The following is a 21,584-nucleotide window of genomic DNA, read 5'->3' as shown; positions in this document are numbered from 1 at the left end:
CACAAAGCAGGTGAAGTATGCAGTTGCAAAACAAGTCGTTGACTGAACGTATCGTTCACGCAGTGGGATTCGAAGCTATCGCTGTAATGATCTGTGCCCCTGTGGGGTCGTGGTTGCTTAACCGCTCGATGGCACAGGTCGGGACGCTGGCGATCATGTTATCTACCGTCGCCATGCTGTGGAACATTGTCTATAACTCGATCTTTGATCGGTTGTGGCCAGTGAGCCGAGTGGTCAGAACGCTGAAAGTGCGTATTGGCCACGCCTTTGGCTTTGAAGCCGGGTTTGTACTGATTGGTCTGCCGATAGCCGCCTTTATGCTCAATATTTCCTTGTGGCAGGCCTTTGTGTTGGAGCTCGGTTTCTTCCTGTTCTTCCTGCCCTATACCATGGTGTATAACTGGTTCTACGATACCCTGCGCCAGCGTTGGTTCGAGCCGCGCCAGGCTCAGGTAAGCAGCTCACGTAGCAAATAATTGCTTCGTCAGTCAGGTCGTTCTCGGGTAATGTCTGGTTGATAGAACGTCAAAGCCAGGAGAATCGAATGAAAGTGTTGGGATTATTGGGGGGGATGAGTTGGGAATCCACCATCCCCTATTACCGAATGATCAACGAGCAGGTGAAACAGCGGCTTGGTGGTCTGCATTCAGCCAAAATCGTGCTCTACAGCGTGGATTTTCATGAAGTGGAACGCTTGCAGCACCAAGGTGATTGGGAGGGGGCTGGCCGTTTGCTGGCAGGGGCCGCCGCTTCGCTGCGTGCTGCCGGTGCCGAAGCCATCGTGATTTGTACCAACACTATGCATAAGGTGGCGGATGCGGTGGAACAGGCCAGCGGCCTGCCGCTGATCCATATTGCCGATGCCACGGCATTGCAGGTACGCCAGCAAAATATTCGCCGTATCGGCTTACTCGGCACGCGCTTTACCATGGAGCAGGATTTTTACCGTGGGCGTTTGCAGGATAAATTTGCTATCGAAGTGGTTACGCCGGATGCCGCCGATCGCGATATCGTACACCGCATCATTTATGAAGAGCTATGCCTGGGCAAGATCGTTGATACCTCACGCGATGAATATCGCCGGATTATTGCCAAGCTGGAACAGCAGGGCGCCGAGGGGATCATCTTTGGCTGCACCGAGATCGGCCTGTTGGTTAGCGCACAAGATGCCGCGGTGCCGGTATTCGACACCACGGCCATTCATGCGCACGCCGCTGCCGAGTATGCTCTGGCTTAGTCTTCATGCGGAGGCTGGTTTTTTACTACCAGCATCAAAGGTTTGCCCGCCAGCACCAGCCAGGCGGGCAACATCACAATACAGAGTATCGGTAACAGGTGCAGCTCTGGCACCACCGCCACGGCCATAAACAGGCTCAGCCAGCCGTCGCGAGTCACCACCAGCACCAACCCCATAATGGCACAGGAAACGGTGATCGCTGCCGGAACCGCCGGAACATGTTGATGCAACATCAACCCCAGTGCGACACCTATAAATACCGCTGGGAAAATACGCCCGCCGCGGAAGCCACTGGCGGCAGCTACCACCAGGGCGGCCAGCTTGGTCAGGGTGATCACCAACAATTGGTTGGTGGTGAAACTGCCGTCGACCACCAACAGTTTCATCTCATCCAACCCTTTGAATAGGGTGACATCTCCGCCAATGACCCCAAGGATCCCCAGCAACAGGCCACCTAGCCCGAGCATCAATACCGGATTTTTCAGCGAATGGAACATGTGGTGCATGCGTGGGAAGCACCAGATCGCCACCATCCCCAGGGCAATAGCGATCAGCGCGACCACCGAGCCGCTGAAGATATCGCGTAGCCGGATCACATCGTAAGCATCAAGCTGTAGGGTAAAGTTCGGGGTAAAGAACATCTGGGTAGTGACGGCCCCGGCGGCAGCGGCCATCAGCGGGGCAAACAGCCGATCCCACAGGGGGACTTCGTTATTTCCCCCTAGCGTTTGCGAGAAAATCAGGGCGGCGGCAACAGGGGTACCGAACATTGCGCCAATCGTGCCAGCGGCAGCGAGGATGATCCAATCCATCCTGGGCACTTTGGGTAATAGCCTGGCCCCGAGTGCGACCACCAGGGCAATATTGACGGCGGTGATCGGGTTTTCCGGCCCCAAACTAACGCCACCTGCCAGGCCGATCATCAAAGCTAAAGCCAGCCCCGGTACGGCGGCCACTGGCAAAGGCATGCCGATCAGCGATTCGGTAGCCGGATCTGGCCCGGCATGGCCCGGCACGAAACGTATGATCAGCCCAACGGCGATACCAGCCAGCGTAAGAATACCGATGGTCCACCACGGGGAATGGCTATCTATATCGAGCATTTCCGGAAGGCGAGTCCACAGCAAGTTCTGCAGCACGCTGGCACTTTCCATCAGCAAGATGAGGATCAGGCTGGAGGCGGAACCGATAACGATCGCGGGCAGAGCGAAGGCCAACATAGCATTGGCGCGTGGATGCAGCATGCAGGATCCCTTGTTGTTACGTCCCTGATTGGCAGGGAAAACAGAGAGTAAAGCCAGCAGAATCGCCAGGCTCCAGAGAATTGGTTTGCATAGTATATAGCTCCAACGGAGCGATTTCGCTAATGGTAGCCGCACGCGATCGCATTCCTCTCACGTTTTTTGCGCCAATCTGTAACCGCCGGTATAAATCGGTGAAAACTGTGCTGGCTGAAACGATTTTTGTGATCGAGATCGCTATTGCGCAGCGGGCCGCAGAATGCCGATTGTTGTTTGGGCGGCGTGATTTTACAGTGTACCCAATTTTGCATTATTCATTTTAGGGAGAAACACCGATGACCTATGCCCTCGTAGGTGATGTTGGCGGTACCAATGCCCGCCTGGCGCTGTGCACTGTCGAGACGGGCGAGATCGCCCAGGCGAAAACCTATTCTGGTCTGGAGTTCGATAGCCTGGAAGCGGTGATCCGCCAATACCTGACCGAGCTGCAACTGGAGGTTCAGGATGCCTGTATCGCCATCGCCTGCCCGGTAACGGAGGATTGGGTCGCCATGACCAATCACACCTGGGCCTTCTCCATCAAAGCGATGAAAGAGAGCCTGGGCTTAAAGCATCTGGAAGTGATTAACGATTTTACCGCGGTTTCGATGGCTATTCCGATGCTGTCTGAAGATGACGTGTTGCAGTTTGGCGGTGGCAAAGCGCAAAAGGATAAACCGATTGCCGTTTACGGTGCGGGTACGGGCTTGGGGGTGGCGCATCTGGTGCACGTTAACCGCCGCTGGGTGAGCCTGCCGGGTGAGGGTGGCCACGTAGATTTTGCGCCGAACAGTGAAGAAGAGGACATCATCCTGGAGGTGCTGCGTGGTGAAGTTGGTCATGTCTCTGCGGAGCGCGTGTTGTCTGGCCCTGGGCTGGTGAATCTGTACCGTGCCATCGTCAAGGCAGACAAGCGCCTGCCGGAGAAGCTGGAACCCAAAGACATCACCGAGCGTGCGCTGGCGGATAGCTGTACTGATTGCCGTCGTGCGTTGTCCCTGTTCTGCGTGATCATGGGGCGGTTTGGCGGCAACCTGGCGTTGAACTTGGGGACGTTTGGTGGAGTGTATATCGCCGGGGGCATCGTGCCGCGCTTTATGGAGTTCTTCAAGGCTTCCGGGTTCCGCGCCGCCTTCGAAGACAAGGGGCGCTTCAAAGACTACGTACGTGAAATTCCGGTGTTTATGATCACCCATTCCCAACCGGGGCTGCTGGGGGCCGGTGCTCATCTGCGGCAGACGCTGGGAATACCCCTCACCCCAACCCTCTCCCAAAGGGAGAGGGAGCTGTCAGCCCCTGCTCGTTTAGAAGTAAAGAGATAATCTCAACAACTGCGATCGTCTCTTCTGCCAGCACTGATCAAGAATCAAGATACTTTCAGCCCAACTCGATCGGTACCCTCTCCCTTTGGGAGAGGGTGAGGGGCCATTAGCCGTTGGCTTTGGCCAACACCGGCTCTGCGTGAGACTCTTCTTCCTGCTCTACCGCTTTCGGCGCTTTGATAAACAGGGTGATCAGCAGTGAAATCACCGACAGCACACCCATCACCATAAAGGTCGCGTGGAAGCCGCCGAAGTGGTTGGCAACAAACGACCCTGCCAGCGCGCCCAGACCAAAGCCCTGATAAATGATGCCGTAGTTCTTGCTGTGGTTTTTCAGGCCGAAGAAGTCACCGACAATCGCCGGGAAGACGGTAATGTTGCCACCGAAGCAGAAAGCGACCGCGCCGACGCAGATAAAGAACAGCGTATGGCTCAGCGTCACGAAGCTCAGTGCGGCAATTGCCAGAATAGTGACCAGCATGGTGAAGCTGATGACGCGCATACGGCCTACTTTATCGGACAGGGTGCCCAGAATGATGCGGCCTGCGGTATTGAAGATTGCCACGGCAGAAACGGTGTTGGCGGCGGTGGCCAAATCCATTCCAGCCAGCTGTACGCCCATGTCTTTAACGATACCGATCAGATACAGGCCACTCATACAGGCTGCGAAGAAAATCACGAACAGCATGTAGGCCTCTTTGCTGGCCAGCATCTGGCGCACGGTGTAATCGTTGCCCAGCGTACCGTGGTTAGCCTGTTGGTTAACCTGCACCGGTTCTTTGAGCAGCATGGAGCCCAGCACAATCAGCGCCATCACGATTACGCCCCAATAGAAGAATGCAGCAGAGACACCGGCACCGCTAATCAGGGCGGCGTTAACGTATTTGAACAGCAGACTGCCGCTACCGAACGCCCCGACGGAGATGCCGGAAATCAGCCCCTTGTTATCCGGGAACCATTTGATCAGGTTGGACAGCGTAGAGATGTAAGCGATACCCACCGCAAAACCGACCACCACGCCTGCCAACAGATAAATCATATCCAGCGATTGCACGTGGGCGCTGGCAATCAACCCTAGGCCGACCAGCACGCCGGAGACCAGTGTCAGATTGCGAATACCGAAACGCTCTTGTAGCTTACCGGCGAACAGCGTGGCGAAGGCCAGGAAGAAGCTGGTGATCGAGAAGGTGGTAGCGACATCGCCAAGGCCCCAATGGAACTTGTCTACCAGCGGCTGGTTGAACAGGCTCCAGGTATAGATAGTGCCGAGGCCCATCTGGCAGATGATGGTGCCGAGAACGATTAAGCTGCGATTTGCCGGTTTGCTGTTCATGGCCGGTCTCCTTCCTGTATTGGCGTTGCCCATTGGCAAAATTAGCAAGGCAACCAGAGCCCTGCGGTATGGGCCTATTATAAAGGGGGGATCGTTGCCAATGGCGGATCGGGAATGAACTGCCGCTGCCGAGGAATGAAATGCCGTTATCGCTGCATGAGTTGCCGAATAAGGGCTAAAAAGCCGTTGGAGTGCGGCCTGCGGGGCGTGATCTACATCAAAGATATGTCAGAAAGATGGCCAAACCTCCGGGGCAACTGTGTAGTAATTGTGAAGGATATGCCTGAAAGGCGTAATTGGGCTTTCCTCCTATAGAGAACGTACCGGTGCGGAACTACTGTGATCGGTAAATGGACCCGTTCCATGCTCTGGGAGAGACCTGATGAAAAAAGTGCTGTTGTTATTGGCTGCGTTGTTTCCGCTTTCACTGCCTGCGGTGAGCCATGCGGATATTTCTGTCGGCATCAACGTGCCTGGAATGTCGCTGCATATTGGCGATCGGGATGACCGTGGCCATTACTGGGATGGTGGTCGCTGGCGTGAACCGCGCTGGTGGCACGAGCATTATGGCCCACGCGGATATTACGGCCCACCGCCAAGGGCGGTTTATTACGGCCCCCCACGTCGTGAATGGCGTGATGGCCCACGTTATCACCGCATGCCACCACCACCGCCACGCTATTACCAACGGGATCACGGCCCGCGAGGCCCACGCTGGTAACTATAACCGCATCAGTTGGCGAAACGCCTTGACCTTGCTGCGGCTGACCGGGACTTCAAAATCCAGATCGCTCAGCCGCAGAATATAGGTGTTGTTGAACCACGGAACGATTTCCCGGATCTTGGACAGATTCACGCAATACGACCGGTGGCAGCGGAAGAAAAACTCTTCTGGCAGCCGTTGGTAAAACTCGGTGATATTCATCGGCATCACAAACTCTTCGCGCCGGGTATATACCCGTGTAACTTTCTCATCGGCGGCGGCGTAGTAAATGTCGTTGATGTCCGTGACGATGATGCGCTCGTCTTTGATCAGGTTAATGCTGTGGTTGGTGCGATTCGCCGGTGCGCTAGGTTCCGGCGTCTGCGCCGGTCGGTTATGCAATGCCTCCAGCTTTTGCAGCATGGTGATGATACGCGCTTCATGATACGGCTTGAGGATGTAGTCGAACGCCTCGATCTCAAACGCTTCCACCGCATGCTCTTTATAGGCGGTGATAAACACGATCGACGGACGATGCGCAAACTTGCTGATGTTCTGCGCCAGCAATACGCCGTCTAACGAAGGAATATTGATATCGAGGAAAATGGCATCGACCTGATGAGTTTGCAGGTATTTCAGCACGTCCAGGCCATCTTCAAAGGTGGCTTCGATGGTGATATTACTGTGTTTATTAATCAGATAAGTCAGCTCTTGCTGGGCGAGAAACTCATCTTCCACAATGATGGCTTTCATAGTTGTTCCCCGGCAGGTTGTGGGCTGTTTTCGCTATGCAGCTTATTGCCGTTTTTGGTGACGTAGAAGGCGATTTCCGTTCCCGGCTCCAGCCGACGTATGCGCAATCCTTCTCCGTACAGCAGGGAAACCCGGTGGTGTACGTTAAGCAGACCGATATTGTGGCCAGGCATTTCATTGCGCGCCACGCGCTCGATCACCAGTGGATCGATGCCATTGCCAGTATCTTTCACCGAAATCTTGACGCGATCGCCCCGATCTTTCACCGCGATCACCACCACGCCTTTCCCTTTACAGGGTTGAATACCGTGCACGATGGCATTTTCCACTAGCGGCTGGATCAGCAGGCTGGGGATGCGCACGGCAATATCGTCGTCGATGTCATAAATCACCGTTAGCTTACTGCCGAAGCGCGCCTGCTCGATGGCGATATAGTCCTGGATCTGATGCAGTTCCTTACGGATATCGATCAGTTCGTCGTTCAGTTCCAGGTTATAGCGCAGGTAACGCGACAGGTTGATGATTAACTGGCGGGCGGTATCCTGATTTAGCCGGATCGACGACGAGATAGCGTTCAGCGCATTAAACAGGAAATGCGGGTTGATTTTGCTTTGTAGCGCACGCATTTCGGCCTTGTCCGCCATTTGGCGCAGATGCTCGATGCGCGAGACTTCCATCTGGGTGGAGATAATCTGCGACAGGCCAACCGCCATCACCTTCAGCGTATTGGTGATCTGATGGGCATGGCAGTAGTAAATCTTCAGCGCCCCGGTCACCTCTCCCTTTTCCCATAGAGGGATCACCAGTTGGGAATGGATCTGCGGTGCTGTCTGATTCTCGAGGTTGTTTTTGATGATGATTTTGCCCTGCTGGATGCTTTCCAGCGTCACTCGGCTCAGCCCTGCGCGCCCGAGTGGGTAATGCTCTGCTCCCACGCCAACGTAGGCCAGCACATGTTGGGTATCGGTGATGGCGACCGCATCGGCATTGATATCGTGGCGGATAATTTCGCAAATGGTGGTCAGTGATTCGCTATTGATATGACGGAAATAGGGCAGCGTTTTACGGGCGATATCCAGCGCCAGCTTGGCCTGCCGCGCCGCAATCACTTCTTTTTCGTCTTCGACGCTTTGCACCAGCAGCACGATCAGGCCGATACACACCGTGCCGAGGATCATCGGCAGGGCAATTTTAGACACGATATCCAGCCCGAGCTCGGTGGGTTTGGCCCAGGCAACGATCAGCAGCATGGTGAGTGATTCGCACAGCATGCCTCCCAAGATCCCGGCACGCCAGCGCTGGCCTTTCTTCACCTTCAGGTTGATATAACCGGCGCCTATCCCGGCAATAATGCTGGTGATCAGGCAGGGAACCGAGGTGATACCGTCGATATCGATCAGATAGCGGTGCAATCCGGCGATAATGCCGGTAATGATGCCGACCCAGGGGCCAAACAGGATCCCCCCGGCCATAATGGCGATCACGCGCACGTTAACCAGAGAGCCTTCGACGTTGATGCCAGAATAGGTACTGAACAGGGCGAACAGAGAGAAGATGGCCGTGACTGCGGCCAGTTCCAGCGGAGTATGATCTTCCTTTTGCAACAGCTGGCGAAACAGCCGGGTGCGGGTGAGGAAAAACAGGCAGATCAACATCAGGGCGGCACGATCGAATACCGCTAACAACATTTCAAAAACAGGGTGCACAACGGGCGGCTCACTGCGACAAACGGGAGAACACAGTATATCACAGCGCGGCAATGACCGCGGTGGCCGGAGCACACCGCGGTCATCAGGGCTACTTGATACCCAACTGCTCTTTGCCGAGCGGCGTCAGCAGCTCAACGGTGGCGCGGCCAATGAAATCCACTTCGAAATCATCCGCAGCAAAATCCACCGGGCTTTTGCCGGACAGGAAGCTTGGCAACTGCCGTTGCAGGTAGGCATCGTTCTTCTCACAACCCGGCGCGGCGGCGATGTACATCACGTTGCTGTCGAACTCGCCGTTATGCTCGTTTTCCACCGAATGGATCACGTCACAGTGCCAGAATACCGTATCTCCCGACTCCAGATCGGGAATAGGGGATAACCCACTTAATAAAAGGGGATGCCATTGTTCCGAGATTGACAGCGCCCGGCCCGGGGCGGCTCCGCACAGATCGTCATCCGCCACATCGTCTTGCAGGGCACGCAGCAGGATATAGGCCATGGCATTGGCGATCGGTACCACGTTCAGCGTACCGGCATGGGTGCGTTGCGGTGTCAGCGCTGTCCAGCCCTGGAAGGTGCGGAACATGGAACAAACCGCTGGTGAGGCGATCTCGCGCACTTCGGTGCGGCCATCGGCGGCAAAGGGATCGTATTGCTGCCAGTTGCCGGAGAACACGTGACGATAGACATAGCGGAAATTCTCATCCAGCCAGCGTTCGATGGTGCCGCTATCCACATGCGGGGAAAGGCCCAACGAAGAGGAGTTTGGCGGGCGGCGGCGGGTACGGTCGGCATAGGTAGCAACACGCGTTGGGTCAAAATGCTGTTTGCCGTTGCTTTCGGTTGCCCACAGGCTGTTGAGGAACACCTGTACCGCATGCATGCGCTGATCTTGACGAGCCTCGACCTGAGGCTTCGACCAGTAAATGCCGTAGATCTGTGGCTTACTGGCTGCCAGTTTGCCGAAGTAGTTATCTTCGGCGGCATTTTTTAACCGCTCGACAAAGTTATTGCGTTCGAGATAGTCGCCAATCTCCTGGTTCCAGGCCTCGGCTTTGCTGCGTGGGAATACGCCGCGAATGGCGCACACGCCGCGCTGTTTAATCAGGGCAATTTGTTGTTCGGTAACGCGTTGTTGCAGAATATCCTCGGCGTCCACCTGCGGCACCGGGTCCTGGCCGTTGGCCAGTTCCTGACGGATTTGCTCCACCTGCTGGCGAATATTGTCTTCCAGTTCCAGGAAGACTTCGCGATAGTTGGGTAGAGCCTGGCGTAACTGCTGCTTGACGCTTTTTATTGCGGCAGGAATATCATCGATGAGTAATGAAGCCATGGTGTTCTCCTTGGCCCGCCGGTGGGCGAGGATGTTAGTGGTAGGGTAGCGTTATAAAGTTGCTGTTTTGTTGTAACCTGGTTAATGATTATCTGGGTTTAATAGGGGAAAATAAAGGGATATCTTTCATTCGTAACTTCCTCTTTTTCGTTTTTCGGAGATTTACCTGATGAAATTGGAAACACCTCGCTTGCTGCTGACATCGCTAACGGCGGATGACTGGCCGTTATTCCTACGTCTATTCCAGGATCCCCAGGTGATCCGTTACATTGCCGATCCGCTGCCGGAACACGAGATCCGCGAACGTTTCGAAGCACGCTTGCCCGCATGGGATAAGCATTGCGATCGCTGGCTATGTCTGGTGATGAGAGAAAAAAGCAGCGGTCAAGCGGTGGGAATGACCGGGTTCCGCCCTGAGTGGTCCCCTTGTCAGCAGGCCGAAGTGGGCTTTGGCAGCCTGCCGGAAGGGCAAGGGAAAGGTTATGGCAAAGAGTCTCTGCCCGTGATCTTGGACTTTGCCTTCAATGCTTGCGGTTTTCACAAAGTGTATGCCACGGTGACAGAGGGGAATTTAGCCTCACGGGGTCTGTTGGAGAGCTGCGGTTTTCAACTGGAAGGGACGTTGCGTGACAATTTCCGCCTGGCGGGCCGGTGGTGTAATGACTGGCGGTTGGGGCTGTTGGCGACGGAATTTGCGGCTGCCAACCGGTAAAAAAATTGTTATGCGGGGGGCTCGACAGCCTGACAAGGCTGAGTTATGTTCGATGTTCGGCCATTCTGTGGCCAGCGTCGCTCGGATGGTCCGGGCGCTAACGTCTCTTCGAGGTAACTATGTCTGATAACAACCCGCGCCGTTTCACGCGCATCGAACGCCTGCCCCCTTATGTGTTTAATATCACCTCAGAATTGAAGATGGCCGCGCGCCGTCGCGGGGAAGATATTATCGATTTCAGCATGGGTAACCCGGACGGCCCAACGCCACCGCATATCGTAGAGAAACTCTGCACCGTAGCCCAGCGTGATGATACGCATGGCTACTCAACCTCACGCGGTATTCCGCGCCTACGCCGTGCTATTTCGCACTGGTATCAGGAACGCTATCAGGTCGATATCGATCCCGAGAGCGAAGCCATTGTGACCATCGGCTCGAAAGAGGGCCTGGCACACCTGATGTTGGCAACGCTCGATCACGGGGATACGGTGCTGGTGCCGAATCCAAGTTACCCGATCCATATTTATGGCGCAGTGATCGCCGGTGCGCAGGTGCGTTCCGTGCCGCTGGTGGACGGCGTGGATTTCTTTGGTGAGCTGGAGCGCGCCATTCGTGAAACCATTCCGCGGCCAAAAATGATGATCCTGGGCTTCCCGTCCAACCCGACGGCGCAGTGTGTAGAACTGGATTTCTTTGAACGGGTAGTGGCGCTGGCGAAGCAGTATGACGTGCTGGTGATCCACGATCTGGCCTACGCCGATATCGTCTATGACGGCTGGAAAGCGCCTTCGATCATGCAGGTGTCAGGAGCCAAAGACATTGCGGTAGAATTCTTCACCCTATCGAAAAGCTACAATATGGCCGGCTGGCGTATTGGTTTTATGGTAGGTAACCCTGAGCTGGTTAGCGCATTGGCACGGATCAAAAGCTACCACGACTATGGCACCTTTACGCCGCTGCAGGTGGCTGCTATCGCCGCATTGGAAGGCGATCAGCAGTGCGTGTTGGATATTGCCGAGCAGTATCGCCAGCGCCGTAACGTGCTGGTGAAAGGGCTGCACGAAGCTGGCTGGATGGTGGAAAACCCGAAAGCCTCGATGTATGTGTGGGCAAAAATTCCTGAGCCTTACGCGCATCTGGGGTCGCTGGAGTTCGCCAAGCGTCTGTTGGCGGAGGCTAAAGTGTGCGTATCCCCAGGGATCGGCTTTGGCGATTACGGCGATACCCATGTGCGTTTTGCCTTGATTGAAAACCAGGATCGTATCCGCCAGGCGGTGCGCGGTATCAAGGCAATGTTCCGTGCCGATGGGTTAATCAAGCCAGCGACCAAATAGCATCGCGTTGTTGCCTGAGACCCGGCAATCGCTGTTACCCCTCACCCCGACCCTCTCCCACTGGGAGAGGGAGCTGGCCGGAGCGCTTGGTTGGTCCGTGCAGCTTCGGAAAGTAGGGAGCAAAAACAAGAAAGATAAGGTATTACGCAAACCAACAACTAACTCGATCGCCACCCCAGCCAAGGTGTGCCACCGTATTTTCAAACCCACTCGATCGGTCCCCTCGCCCTACGGGTGTACAGACCGGGGACATGGTAGACAGGTGTTCAAGGACATGGTGAACACTTTTTAACATCCTTTACCCATGATGATCGACCTATTTCTCAGGTCGATCGTCCCCACTTTCGTGCTGTACCACCATACCTCGTAGTAGCCCTCTCTCTCACTTTCCTTCAGTCCGACATATTCACCGATAAAGGCCTTGCCCACTTTCAGGCCCATCCCTTTCAGACTCAGTTTTCCACTGACATCCACTTTCCTGACCAGGACCCCCTCGTCATACTCGGCTGCCGCTGGATTACCATTGTACTGTCGCGATGAAGGCTGATAACGGGACGCCGGTACCGCCATTGACAGGGCTTCATGTGGGCGTTCCAGGTTGTAGGTTTCTAGCCAGGCGTCGAACACCTCCTGCAACTGCGCGGCATGGGTAAACCACCGCCCCTGCAGGAGCTCTGCCTTCAGGCTGCGGTGGAAGCGCTCCAGCTTACCCTGAGTCTGAGGATGATAAGGCCGCGAGTGACCCACCCGGATACCCTGACGCATCAGCCACAGTTCCAGTGCGGTCCAACTGCCCGTCGTGTCGCCCCAGGGCGCACCGTTATCCATGGTCATTCTCTCCGGCAAGCCATAACGTTCGAACACCGCTACCAACTGAGACTGCACGGTGACGCGTCGTTCGTCTGGGCAGTGCGCCAGACAGAGCGAGAAGCGTGAATGGTCATCCAGCAGGGTCAGCGGATGGCAACGCCCTTCGGCGAAGGGGAAGTGGCCTTTAAAGTCCATCTGCCAGAGCTGGTTCGGTGCATCATGTTCAAAGCGTCCAACAGTGGGCGCTGGTGATGGGCCACCCGGTAGCAGGTCATGGCGGCGCATCAGGTTATGCACGGTGCTGGCGGCAGGTAACGTATGCCCCTGCATCTCAAGCCACCGCTTGAGCTTGCGCGCCCCCCACATCGGATGGGCCAGATGCGCAGCGCGGAGGTGTTGGACAACGATATCGGGTGTTCTGGAAGGGGAATGGTGTGGCACTCGAGAACGTTCGTTCAGACCGGCCCGCCCATCAGACTGCCAGCGATGTAACCACTTGTATGCGGTAGCAGGCGCTATGCCGAACTGACGGCATAGCGCACGGATATTAGCGCCTTCTTGCGAGGCGAAAAGCACAAACTCGGTACGTAATGACATGGCAGATCTCTCATTCCACGGCATAAGCAGCTCCACTCAGAAGTACTCATACCTATGTTGTAAGTGTCTACCATGTCCCCGAACAAGTGTTCATGATGTCCCCGGTCTGTACAACGGGAGAGGGTTAGGGTGAGGGGGATCAGTTTCCGCTATTTTTCTTCTACTTAAGGTTCTCTTCAGTTGTTATCCGCTATGCTCTGCTAATACCGAATTTAGTGGGAGTCTCTATGGGCGTTCGCTTTGCAAAATCACAAATACTCCTGCACTGGCTGACGCTGGTGATGGTGATCCTGACTTACAGTGCCATGTTGTTGAAGGACTCGGTGCCGGATGACAGCGCAGCATTGGTGAAGGATCTGCACTTTAACTTTGGCCTGTCGGTATTTGTGCTGATGCTTATCCGCCTTGGGCTACGCCACCGGCATCCTACGCCGCCGATCACTCCGGCCTTGCCGGAATTACAGGCGCTAGGGGCGAAAATGCTCCATTGGGGGCTGTATCTGCTGTTTTTATCGTTGCCGATCTTGGGCTTCTTGACGTTGGCCTATGGTGGCAAACAGTGGATGCTGCTGGGCTGGCAGGTGCCGCAGTGGGTCACGCCCGATGCGGGTATACGCCGCACGCTGAAAATGGTGCACGAAACCTTGGCAAATACGGGATATTTCATCATCGGCATCCATGCCTTGGCCGCGATTTATCATCACTATGTGCGGGGTGATGACACCCTGCGCCGGATGATGCCCGGCAAATAGTTCGCGGTGCAGAAACAACAAAGGGGCGCAGAAGCGCCCCTTTGTCTAAGTACCTGGTCAGATTGCGGTTAGGCAACCATCAGCATGAAGGTGCCTACCCATGCAACCAGCATGAATGAAACGCCCATCAAAAAGTATTTCACGTAACAACTCCTTGTGGAGTCCTCGCAAACCAACGATCCCGATTGTTGTCTGAGTATTTTGTGGCAAATCAGCGGCGGGCGGCGGGTTCTTCAATCAGAAGGAACAACGTCCTGAGCTACGATTTACCGGTCGTTGCGATTCAAGTTCCTTGAGGTTATCCAGGAATCACAACAGGATCGGCGCTAATGTACTCCCAAAATCCTACCCATTTCAATACTGTGTTTTTGATCACACTTTTTGCCGGTTTTTTACCCTGCCAAGGCGTTGAAACGGGCGCAGCATGCAGCACCTCTACGAGGTGTGATGGATGATAAATGCCTGAAGTAACAGTTTGTTACAAAGCATCAGGCCACGGCACTGACGCTGGCGATCAGGATCGCCCAGAAGACCAGACAAGAAAGCAGGATAGCGGCCCAGACATGACGACGGTTGAGTTCCATTTTTAGCCTTCACTTTGCATTCGGTGGTTGTTTAATAACCCTATCGGCGCAAAACGGTAAAAATTTACTCTCTGGGCAAACTATTTATTCTGAGGGCTGGCGGATCACCGCTACCGTGGTATGCACTTCGTAGCCCAGCAGGAACAGGGCTTGCTCAAGTGCCTCAACCTTCGAGGCATAGGCCACATCCAGCAACCGTTCGATCTGTGCGCCGTTAAAACCCATCTGGCGGGCCAGCAGCGCTTTTGAGGTGTTGCTGCTCAACATGTGGTTATGCAGTTCCAGCTTTAATTTCACCAGCACCGGCAAATGCAGTGCGATGTCACCGCTCTGCAATGCGGAGGCCGCAGGCACCGGGCGGCCTTCTTCCATTTCAATGGCGATAGCCGTCAGCAGGCTTTCCTGCGCCTCCAGTTCGACGTCCTCACGTTTGTAGCAGGCGGCCTGCTGCTCGGGGAAGTCGCGTAAGGTAATTTGCCAGGCATCGCTTTCGCTATCGAAGGCGTAATGGGCGGGATAGTGGCAAGGCATCATATTTCCTGCTTGGAGGGAAGTGAGCCGCATTGTGACCGGTTGGCGACAACAATGCCAGAGATTGGCGTCCTTAAAGCACGGGGATAATCACTATGTAGGCCGCCAAGCTGAAAACATGGTTATGCAGTATCTTTTTTGGACGGTGACTGATGTTTTATTAGCAATTTATGTCAGAATTATCCTATAAACTCAATGATAATGCGGATTAACATGAAATACAGATTTAACGATCGTGTGCTGTTTGATGGTGACAGCGGAACGTTGGGTCCAAGCGACTTTTCCGACGAGCCCACTTCTATTTCCAATCCTGCCAAACGTCTTTTGCTATTACTGATCGCCAACTATGGTAAACCCGTGGAACGGGAGGTGATTTTCAAAAAGGTGTGGGACGACTACGGCATGATCTCCAGCAATAACAACCTTAATCAATGCGTGAGCAAGCTGCGCCGGGTGCTTAAGGTGATGGGAATCGATGATGAGGTGATTGCCACCGTGCCGAAGATAGGGTTTATGTTGCGCCGCGAGATCCAGGTTGAAATCAGCGAGGAAGACGATGGGCATTTTACCCCGTTAGTCCCTGCACAGACAGTGGGTGATGAGGCCTATTTGCCAGTAGATAGCGGGCTGGAAGACGAAGCCGAGACTGACGATGATGCTGCTTCAGCTTCCGAGGTGGACGATGAGCTCGATCTGCCGACAAGCGAAGAGATTGCCACTCCTGCCAACAAAAAACGTCTTGGTTGGGGCCTGATCGCTACGGTTGCTGGTTTGGTCTTTGTGCTGGGGATTGCATCTACGATGTACGCCACTAATTCGCTTGCCAGACAGGAGGTGTTTCTTGGCAAGGCGGGGAGTTGCAAGGTGTTTATGTCGACATCCACGCAGTCAGGTGTCCCCAGCCCCAGTCTGAATCAGGACATGTTGTCGTATGTGGAGAAACGAAAAGCCGAATGCCGGGCAGATGAATACCTGCTAGTGGTACGCAGCAACCAGGTTCGTTCTTTTATTTCTGGCGTGAGTCGCCTGTTTTTTGTGCGTTGTACCATCGTACGTGAGCATAAAATAGAGTTTTGCTCAGGGCTAGAGAACGACAATTTGCCGTTGTTGCAGTAAGGCTAAGTAAAAGAATGGGCCTGAACATCGCAACAGTAGTCTGGTTTTTGGGTGGGGTGAGCGACAATGCGCCGAATTGTTTAAATCTTGTATTGATTGAACATAAAAGCAACAAGTTTTTTGTGCTTAACCAAGAGCTCATGCAGAGTTCTGTGCATTAAACAGGCCGTTAAAAACATTAATTTTGGGTTTTAAACCTAAACAATTGCAAGTTAATGGTTAATGATTCTTTTATACCGCTTGCGGGTTAAGATTTTTCTTGTCAACGGGTGGTTGGGATTTTTCTTAAGTGACTGGCTGGTGACGATCACCACGGAACCTGCGGAGTTATCGCAGAACGGTGGAAACAAACAAGTACGGCAGGATGGTAAATAACGGACCGATGACAGTAAAGCTTCTCGGGCGCACCAATCGGCAATGTGCTTGGTTAACTACAGTTATCTTGTAACGGATTAGGATCATTATGAAATTTTACAACACCAAAACTCCCCTGCTGGCCGCTGTTATCGGTTTGACTTTTGCGGGCTCAGCCCTGGCAGCCGATGGCACCATCACCATCAATGGCACCATTACCGACACTACCTGCGATATTTCGGTCAACAACCAGTCTAAAGACGCCACGGTAACGTTGCCGACCATTTCTATCTCTGCGCTGCCAGCCGTTGGGGCAACTGCAGGGGCAACACCTTTCAGCATCGCACTGACCAACTGTGCGGGGGCTACACTTAATACTGCCAGCACTTTCTTTGAAGCGGGTGCTTATGTTGAACAGAGCACCGGTCGCCTGAACAACTCGGCATCGGGCACGGCGACCAACGTCCAGGTTCAACTGTTGAACGCCAATCTAGGCAGCATCATGGCGGGTAATGCACATAGCCAAGGCGATTTGGAAGTTGATATCAGCTCCGGTGGCGGCGTAATGAATTATTACGCGCAATACTATGCGAACGGGACGGTCACGCCAGGTACGGTTAATACCCAAGTGGATTACACCATCATCTACCTGTAAGACATCCAACCGTGGGATGGGGCAGCCTCATCCCTTTCAGAGGACAGCGCCATGTTAAGAACCCTATTTACCGTTTCCGCCTTTAGCTTGGCGCTGACATGGACCGTTGCCGCTGATGCTGGTGTGATCATCAACGCCACACGCATTATTTATAACGAAAACAGCGGTGAGGCGATTACCCAACTGCGTAACCAAGGGACCAGCCCGGTGTTGATCCAGTCCTGGATCGATAACGGGGATGTTAAATCCAAACCCGACACCGTCAAGGTGCCTTTCACCCTGACGCCACCGGTCGCCCGTATCGATCCGGGTAAAGGGCAGGCGTTGCGTATTGCACGTACCGGCGGCGGATTGCCGAGCAACCGTGAATCACTGTTCTGGCTCAATGTGTTGGAGATCCCACCCAAGGCTTCCCAAAAAATAGCCGCGGGCGACAACCTGATGCAGTTCTCTTTCCGCACCCGCATCAAACTGTTCTATCGGCCGGATAACCTGCCAATGACCCCGGCTCAGGCTTACGAAAAGCTGGATCTGAGCTTACGCAAAGGGGCTGCAGGTTATGAAATCGTCGCCAAGAACCCATCGCCTTATTACCTTACTTTCCGCCAGATTGAAATTCGTAGCGCCAAAGGTGCGCCGGTACTGGGCGAACTGGGGAAAACGCAGGAAAGGATGGTGGCACCCTTTGGCGAGTTGGTGATGAAAATTCAAGGAATGAAATCGGCACCGTCAGCAGGCTTAAAAGCGTTTTACAGCCTGATTGATGATTTCGGTGGGGATAACAAAAATGAGCGGACGTTGGCGGGTAGTGGTAAGTCTTGATTGGCGGCCCTCTTTTCTCAACCAGATTTGCATTGTGGGAGCCATTTTACTGGCTCCCTTGGCGTTGGCTGATGCGGATGAAGCCGAGGTTATTGAGTTCAACGATTCTTTTCTGCGTTCGTCCATCGATGTCAGCCAGTTCTCCAGCGGTAACCCGGTTGCTCCCGGCATTCACCGCATCGATCTCTATCTTAACGACCAATGGAAAGGGCGGCAGGACGTCAACTTTTCCCTGGCTTCGCCGCAAAGCAGCATCGCTCAGCCTTGCTACGATCTGAAACTGTTAAGCCTGTTCGACATTGCCTTGGATAAACTGGACAAGGCGGTGTTGTCGCGCTTGCAGCAAGGGGAACAGTGTATTGCGCTGGGTGAACTGGTGCCTGGCGTGGAGGGCAATTTTGATAGCGGTGGCCAACGGTTGGATGTGCGTGCGCCGCAGTCTTTGCTGCAGCATGAAGCTCGTGGTTATGTTAGCCCTGAGCTGTGGGATAACGGCATCACGGCGGCGACCCTGCAATATGACTACAACGCCTACCGTTCCGATCATTCCGACTCATCTGCTCAAACCACCCAATTTCTGGGGTTGCGTGGCGGATTAAACTGGGACGTGTGGCGTCTGCGTTACCGGGCATCGGCCAATTGGAATGATGACGAGGGTTTTCGCTATCAAAGCAATGAAACCTATCTGGAGCGGCCTTTGGTTGGCTGGCGTAGCCGGATGGTGCTGGGGCAATCGACCACCGACGGCCAAGTCTTTGACAGCATTGGGTTCATTGGCGCTCAGATCAGCTCGGACGATCGTATGTACAGCGATTCCCAACGTGGCTTTGCTCCGGTGGTGCGCGGTATCGCCAATACCAATGCGTTGGTGCGTGTCAGCCAGCGTGGCAGCCAGATTTATGAAACCACCGTACCGCCGGGGCCGTTTGTTATTGACGATCTCTATCCTACCGGCAGCGGCGGCGATCTGCTGGTCACGGTGACCGAAGCCGACGGCACCGAACGCAGCTTTACCGTCACCTATGCTTCAATAGCAGAGCTGCTGCGGCCAGGTGTAACCCACTATTCACTGATGGCGGGGAAATATCGCAATAACTCGGTGAGCGAGGAACCTGCCATTGCGGTGGGCACCTTGAGGCATGGTTTCACTAACCTGCTGACGGGGTATACCGGCGTGATCGGTGCCGATGGTTATGCGGCCGCCTCGGGCGGTCTGGCATTCAATACCGATTTTGGTGCGCTGTCGGCGGATATTACCCAGGCACAAACGCAGTTTGAGCACCGCCCTAACGAGCAGGGGCATAGCGTACGGTTCACCTATGCGAAAATTTTGCCGGTAGTGGATACCAACATCACGCTGGCCACCTATCGTTATTCCAGTTCTGGGTATTACAACGTAGATGACGCCATGTTGCTGCGCGATCGCGACAGTAACGATAGCGGCTATGCTGACTATAACAGTTGGAAAAGACGCAATCGTTTGCAGATTAACGCCAGCCAGTCGTTGCCGGAGGGTTTTGGGACTGTCGCGTTGAATGCCAACGTGCAGGATTATTGGGATCATGACCAGACCGACCGCGAATATCAGCTTAGCTACAACAATCACTATAACAAGCTGAATTATGGGGTTAACTTCGCGCGGACGCGTAACCTGGCAACCGGAGACTGGGATAATAAAGCCATGCTGACCCTGTCGATCCCATTGGGCTCCAGTGCGCGTGCTCCTAACCTGACCAGCAGCTATACCCAGCAAAAGGATCGCCAGGGGTTGCAAAACTCGCTGTCCGGTAGCCTGGGAGAGGACCGGCAGTATAACTACAGTGCCTTTACCAACTACGACTATGATAAAAATGGTAGCAACAGCGTTAGCGGTGGCGTCAACGGCTCATGGGCCGCGCCTTATGCCTTCGTTGGGGGCAGCGTTTCCGCAGGCCAGGGTTATCAACAATATGGCGCCAATATGTCCGGTGGCCTGGTTGCCTATAGTGGCGGAGTGGTGTTTACACCGATGCTGGGGGAAACGTCGGCAATCGTTGAGGCAGATAACGCCAAGGGGGCCAGAATTACCAACTACAGCGGTCTGCGCCTGGATAACAGCGGTAAGGCGGTGGTCCCTTACCTCAGCCCTTACCGTCAGAATACCGTGGAGTTGGATCCGAAAGGGCTTTCCAGGGATGTGGAGCTGAAATACACCAGTCAGAAGATCGCGCCTACCGCCGGTGCCGTTGGGTTGTTACGTTATGAGACCGAAAGCGGCTACTCGATCCTGGTGACGACCCGAGACGTTGCTGGTAATCCGTTGCCCTTTGGCGCAAACGTGTCCGATGAACAACAGCGTAGCGTGGGGTATATCGGTCAGGTTGGTGAAGGCTTACTGCGGGTCAACAACCCTAAAGGCCAGTTAGAGGTGAAGTGGGGGGAAGGAACCGGAGAAAGTTGCCGGTTTAACTATCAGTTGCCCGCCGTATCGCCTGGGGATGAATCGGACTATCGCCGCCTGGAGGTAATATGCCAATGAAGCAACTACTGACTTTGACCCTTGTTTTCACGCTGTGGCTTGGCGCTGGATTCCGGCAGCGAGGTAAGCGCTTGCTTCTTGGCTTATTGCTGATATTTGGCTACGGCGGAGCGGCCAGCGCCGAAGGGCTTGCGGTCAGTTGCGCGCGTAACAGTGGTTATTATCAGTTTTTCGATACGGCCACCATTGAGATTGGCAAAGACAGCGCCGTGGGTGACGTGCTGGGGCCTTGGATCAACTCTTACAACTCCACTGCCTGGAACTGCACCCCAAATAGCGCCTACCAGCAGCCGGTGCAGTTTAGCGTACAGGGTTACCCGCCTTACACTACGCGCAATACTATCGTGGTCGATGGGCAAACTTACATGCTGTATAACACCACGGTAAAAACCGGTCTGGGTTATATCGTCCGTTGGCGTTATACCCTGAATGGTAAAACGACCAACTGGCAGCCGTTGACCATTGGCACTGGCGGGCAGCAGACCCATCCCGAGTCTATCACCGTCAACTACAGCGGTAACCGCTTCTATTTAGGGGTTGATGCCCAGGTGCGGTTTGTGAAAACCACCACCGGCCTGACCGCTGGCGCAATTCCCTTGTTCGATCCAATTTATCTGCGGCATTTAGAGACGTATAACGGCATTGCTCTGCCGGGCGATCTCACCTACATGATTGCCCAGTTCAAAAGCGGCGGCACTATCGCCAGTGGCGGCACCTGCACCACTCCGAATGTGAATGTCGATCTGCCGGAGGCCAGCGTCGGTCAGTTCAACGGTGTGGGTTCGGTGGCAGGGCGTAAAGCCTTTGAGCTGGCGTTCAACCAATGCCCGGCTGGCTTGGCCAGCATTGGTTACAGTTTTGCCGCCACGACTCAGGTGCTGGATGCTGCCAATGGCGTAGTGGCACCGAATGCCACCTCAAGCGCTGGCGGTGTCGGGATCCAGTTACTGCGTGGCAACAACCTGCCGGTGACGTTTGGCACTGTTTATCTGCTGGATAACTATAATAGTTCGGCCAAGGCCAACTATCGGGTTCCCATGCAGGCTGGCTTGTTCCAGGTGGGTAATGCGGTAACCGCAGGTACGGCCAACACCGCAATCACTTTTACGCTCAATTATAAGTAGGGTGA

Annotated in this window: 19 protein-coding genes and 1 pseudogene; 12 read left to right on the top strand and 8 right to left on the bottom strand. The window is 54.5% G+C overall.

Annotated elements, in window-relative coordinates:
• Positions 1-17 precede the first annotated feature (17 nt).
• Entirely contained in the window at positions 18-476 is a 459-nt protein-coding gene (locus WN53_RS26385) for a multidrug/biocide efflux PACE transporter (RefSeq protein WP_024486100.1), read from the top strand.
• A 68-nt stretch (positions 477-544) separates the two neighbouring features.
• Entirely contained in the window at positions 545-1,237 is a 693-nt protein-coding gene (locus WN53_RS26380; RefSeq protein ID WP_024486101.1) for an aspartate/glutamate racemase family protein, read from the top strand.
• Here WN53_RS26380 and WN53_RS26375 read toward each other — a convergent pair.
• The gene (locus WN53_RS26375; RefSeq protein WP_046808391.1) at positions 1,234-2,481 is read right to left on the bottom strand and encodes an ion channel protein; all 1,248 of its coding nucleotides are present in this window, start codon (positions 2,479-2,481) and stop codon (positions 1,234-1,236) included. The genes WN53_RS26380 and WN53_RS26375 overlap by 4 nt on opposite strands.
• A gap of 332 nt (positions 2,482-2,813) precedes the next feature.
• Between WN53_RS26375 and glk the strand changes: the two are divergent.
• Positions 2,814-3,764 (top strand): annotated as a pseudogene (gene glk / locus WN53_RS26365) (glucokinase); the annotation flags it as partial.
• Positions 3,765-3,945: 181 nt separating this feature from the next.
• Here glk and WN53_RS26360 read toward each other — a convergent pair.
• Positions 3,946-5,172: an L-lactate MFS transporter gene (locus WN53_RS26360; protein ID WP_024486104.1), complete on the bottom strand. Its 1,227-nt coding sequence runs from the start codon at positions 5,170-5,172 to the stop codon at positions 3,946-3,948.
• 382 nt (positions 5,173-5,554) lie between these two features.
• On the opposite strand from WN53_RS26360, the gene WN53_RS26355 reads away from it, so the two are divergent.
• Positions 5,555-5,893 carry a DUF2502 domain-containing protein gene (locus WN53_RS26355; RefSeq protein WP_024486105.1) on the top strand — a complete coding sequence of 113 codons (339 nt, stop codon included), beginning with the start codon at positions 5,555-5,557 and terminating at the stop codon, positions 5,891-5,893.
• On the opposite strand, the gene WN53_RS26350 is transcribed toward WN53_RS26355, so the two are convergent.
• The 3 genes from WN53_RS26350 to WN53_RS26340 form a co-directional block, all read right to left on the bottom strand.
• Positions 5,894-6,628, bottom strand: a complete 735-nt coding sequence (locus WN53_RS26350) for a LytR/AlgR family response regulator transcription factor (protein WP_024486106.1) — start codon at positions 6,626-6,628, stop codon at positions 5,894-5,896.
• Entirely contained in the window at positions 6,625-8,316 is a 1,692-nt protein-coding gene (locus WN53_RS26345; RefSeq protein WP_024486107.1) for a sensor histidine kinase, read from the bottom strand. The genes WN53_RS26350 and WN53_RS26345 overlap by 4 nt, the downstream gene beginning before the upstream one ends.
• 109 nt (positions 8,317-8,425) lie before the next feature.
• Positions 8,426-9,670 carry a DUF1479 domain-containing protein gene (locus WN53_RS26340; RefSeq protein ID WP_024486108.1) on the bottom strand — a complete coding sequence of 415 codons (1,245 nt, stop codon included), beginning with the start codon at positions 9,668-9,670 and terminating at the stop codon, positions 8,426-8,428.
• Between the two features lie 169 nt (positions 9,671-9,839).
• On the opposite strand from WN53_RS26340, the gene WN53_RS26335 reads away from it, so the two are divergent.
• Both WN53_RS26335 and alaC read left to right on the top strand, forming a co-directional pair.
• Positions 9,840-10,382 (top strand): GNAT family N-acetyltransferase, encoded by a 543-nt coding sequence (locus WN53_RS26335; protein WP_024486109.1) that lies wholly within the window; start codon positions 9,840-9,842, stop codon positions 10,380-10,382.
• 119 nt (positions 10,383-10,501) lie between these two features.
• Positions 10,502-11,716 (top strand): alanine transaminase, encoded by a 1,215-nt coding sequence (gene alaC / locus WN53_RS26330; protein WP_024486110.1) that lies wholly within the window; start codon positions 10,502-10,504, stop codon positions 11,714-11,716.
• A gap of 288 nt (positions 11,717-12,004) precedes the next feature.
• On the opposite strand, the gene WN53_RS26325 is transcribed toward alaC, so the two are convergent.
• A complete protein-coding gene (locus tag WN53_RS26325; protein ID WP_046808082.1) occupies positions 12,005-13,147 on the bottom strand; it encodes an IS481 family transposase in 1,143 nt (380 codons plus the stop codon).
• A gap of 203 nt (positions 13,148-13,350) precedes the next feature.
• Here WN53_RS26325 and WN53_RS26320 point away from each other — a divergent pair, with 203 nt between their 5' ends.
• Positions 13,351-13,875 carry a cytochrome b gene (locus WN53_RS26320; protein ID WP_024485115.1) on the top strand — a complete coding sequence of 175 codons (525 nt, stop codon included), beginning with the start codon at positions 13,351-13,353 and terminating at the stop codon, positions 13,873-13,875.
• A gap of 68 nt (positions 13,876-13,943) precedes the next feature.
• Here WN53_RS26320 and ypdK read toward each other — a convergent pair whose 3' ends face one another.
• Both ypdK and WN53_RS26315 read right to left on the bottom strand, forming a co-directional pair.
• Positions 13,944-14,018: a membrane protein YpdK gene (ypdK, locus tag WN53_RS28310; protein WP_099782600.1), complete on the bottom strand. Its 75-nt coding sequence runs from the start codon at positions 14,016-14,018 to the stop codon at positions 13,944-13,946.
• Between the two features lie 525 nt (positions 14,019-14,543).
• Positions 14,544-14,990: a type II toxin-antitoxin system HicB family antitoxin gene (locus WN53_RS26315; RefSeq protein WP_024485114.1), complete on the bottom strand. Its 447-nt coding sequence runs from the start codon at positions 14,988-14,990 to the stop codon at positions 14,544-14,546.
• A gap of 213 nt (positions 14,991-15,203) precedes the next feature.
• Here WN53_RS26315 and WN53_RS26310 point away from each other — a divergent pair, with 213 nt between their 5' ends.
• The 5 genes from WN53_RS26310 to WN53_RS26290 all read left to right on the top strand — a co-directional run bounded on the left by WN53_RS26310 (position 15,204) and on the right by WN53_RS26290 (position 21,579).
• Complete coding sequence (locus WN53_RS26310) at positions 15,204-16,106, top strand: transcriptional regulator (RefSeq protein ID WP_024485113.1); 903 nt, start codon at positions 15,204-15,206, stop codon at positions 16,104-16,106.
• 463 nt (positions 16,107-16,569) lie between these two features.
• The gene (locus WN53_RS26305) at positions 16,570-17,115 is read left to right on the top strand and encodes a fimbrial protein (protein WP_024485112.1); all 546 of its coding nucleotides are present in this window, start codon (positions 16,570-16,572) and stop codon (positions 17,113-17,115) included.
• 51 nt (positions 17,116-17,166) lie between these two features.
• Positions 17,167-17,937 carry a fimbrial biogenesis chaperone gene (locus WN53_RS26300; protein ID WP_024485111.1) on the top strand — a complete coding sequence of 257 codons (771 nt, stop codon included), beginning with the start codon at positions 17,167-17,169 and terminating at the stop codon, positions 17,935-17,937.
• Entirely contained in the window at positions 17,903-20,455 is a 2,553-nt protein-coding gene (locus tag WN53_RS26295; RefSeq protein ID WP_024485110.1) for a fimbria/pilus outer membrane usher protein, read from the top strand. The genes WN53_RS26300 and WN53_RS26295 overlap by 35 nt, the downstream gene beginning before the upstream one ends.
• Positions 20,452-21,579 (top strand): fimbrial protein, encoded by a 1,128-nt coding sequence (locus WN53_RS26290; RefSeq protein ID WP_037412436.1) that lies wholly within the window; start codon positions 20,452-20,454, stop codon positions 21,577-21,579. Before WN53_RS26295 ends, WN53_RS26290 begins: the two co-directional genes overlap by 4 nt.
• Positions 21,580-21,584: the final 5 nt, after the last annotated feature.

The sequence above is a fragment of the Serratia fonticola genome (genome assembly GCF_001006005.1).
GTDB classification, from domain to species: Bacteria; Pseudomonadota; Gammaproteobacteria; order Enterobacterales; family Enterobacteriaceae; genus Chania; species Chania fonticola.
This window is presented reverse-complemented; position numbering and strand designations above follow the sequence as displayed.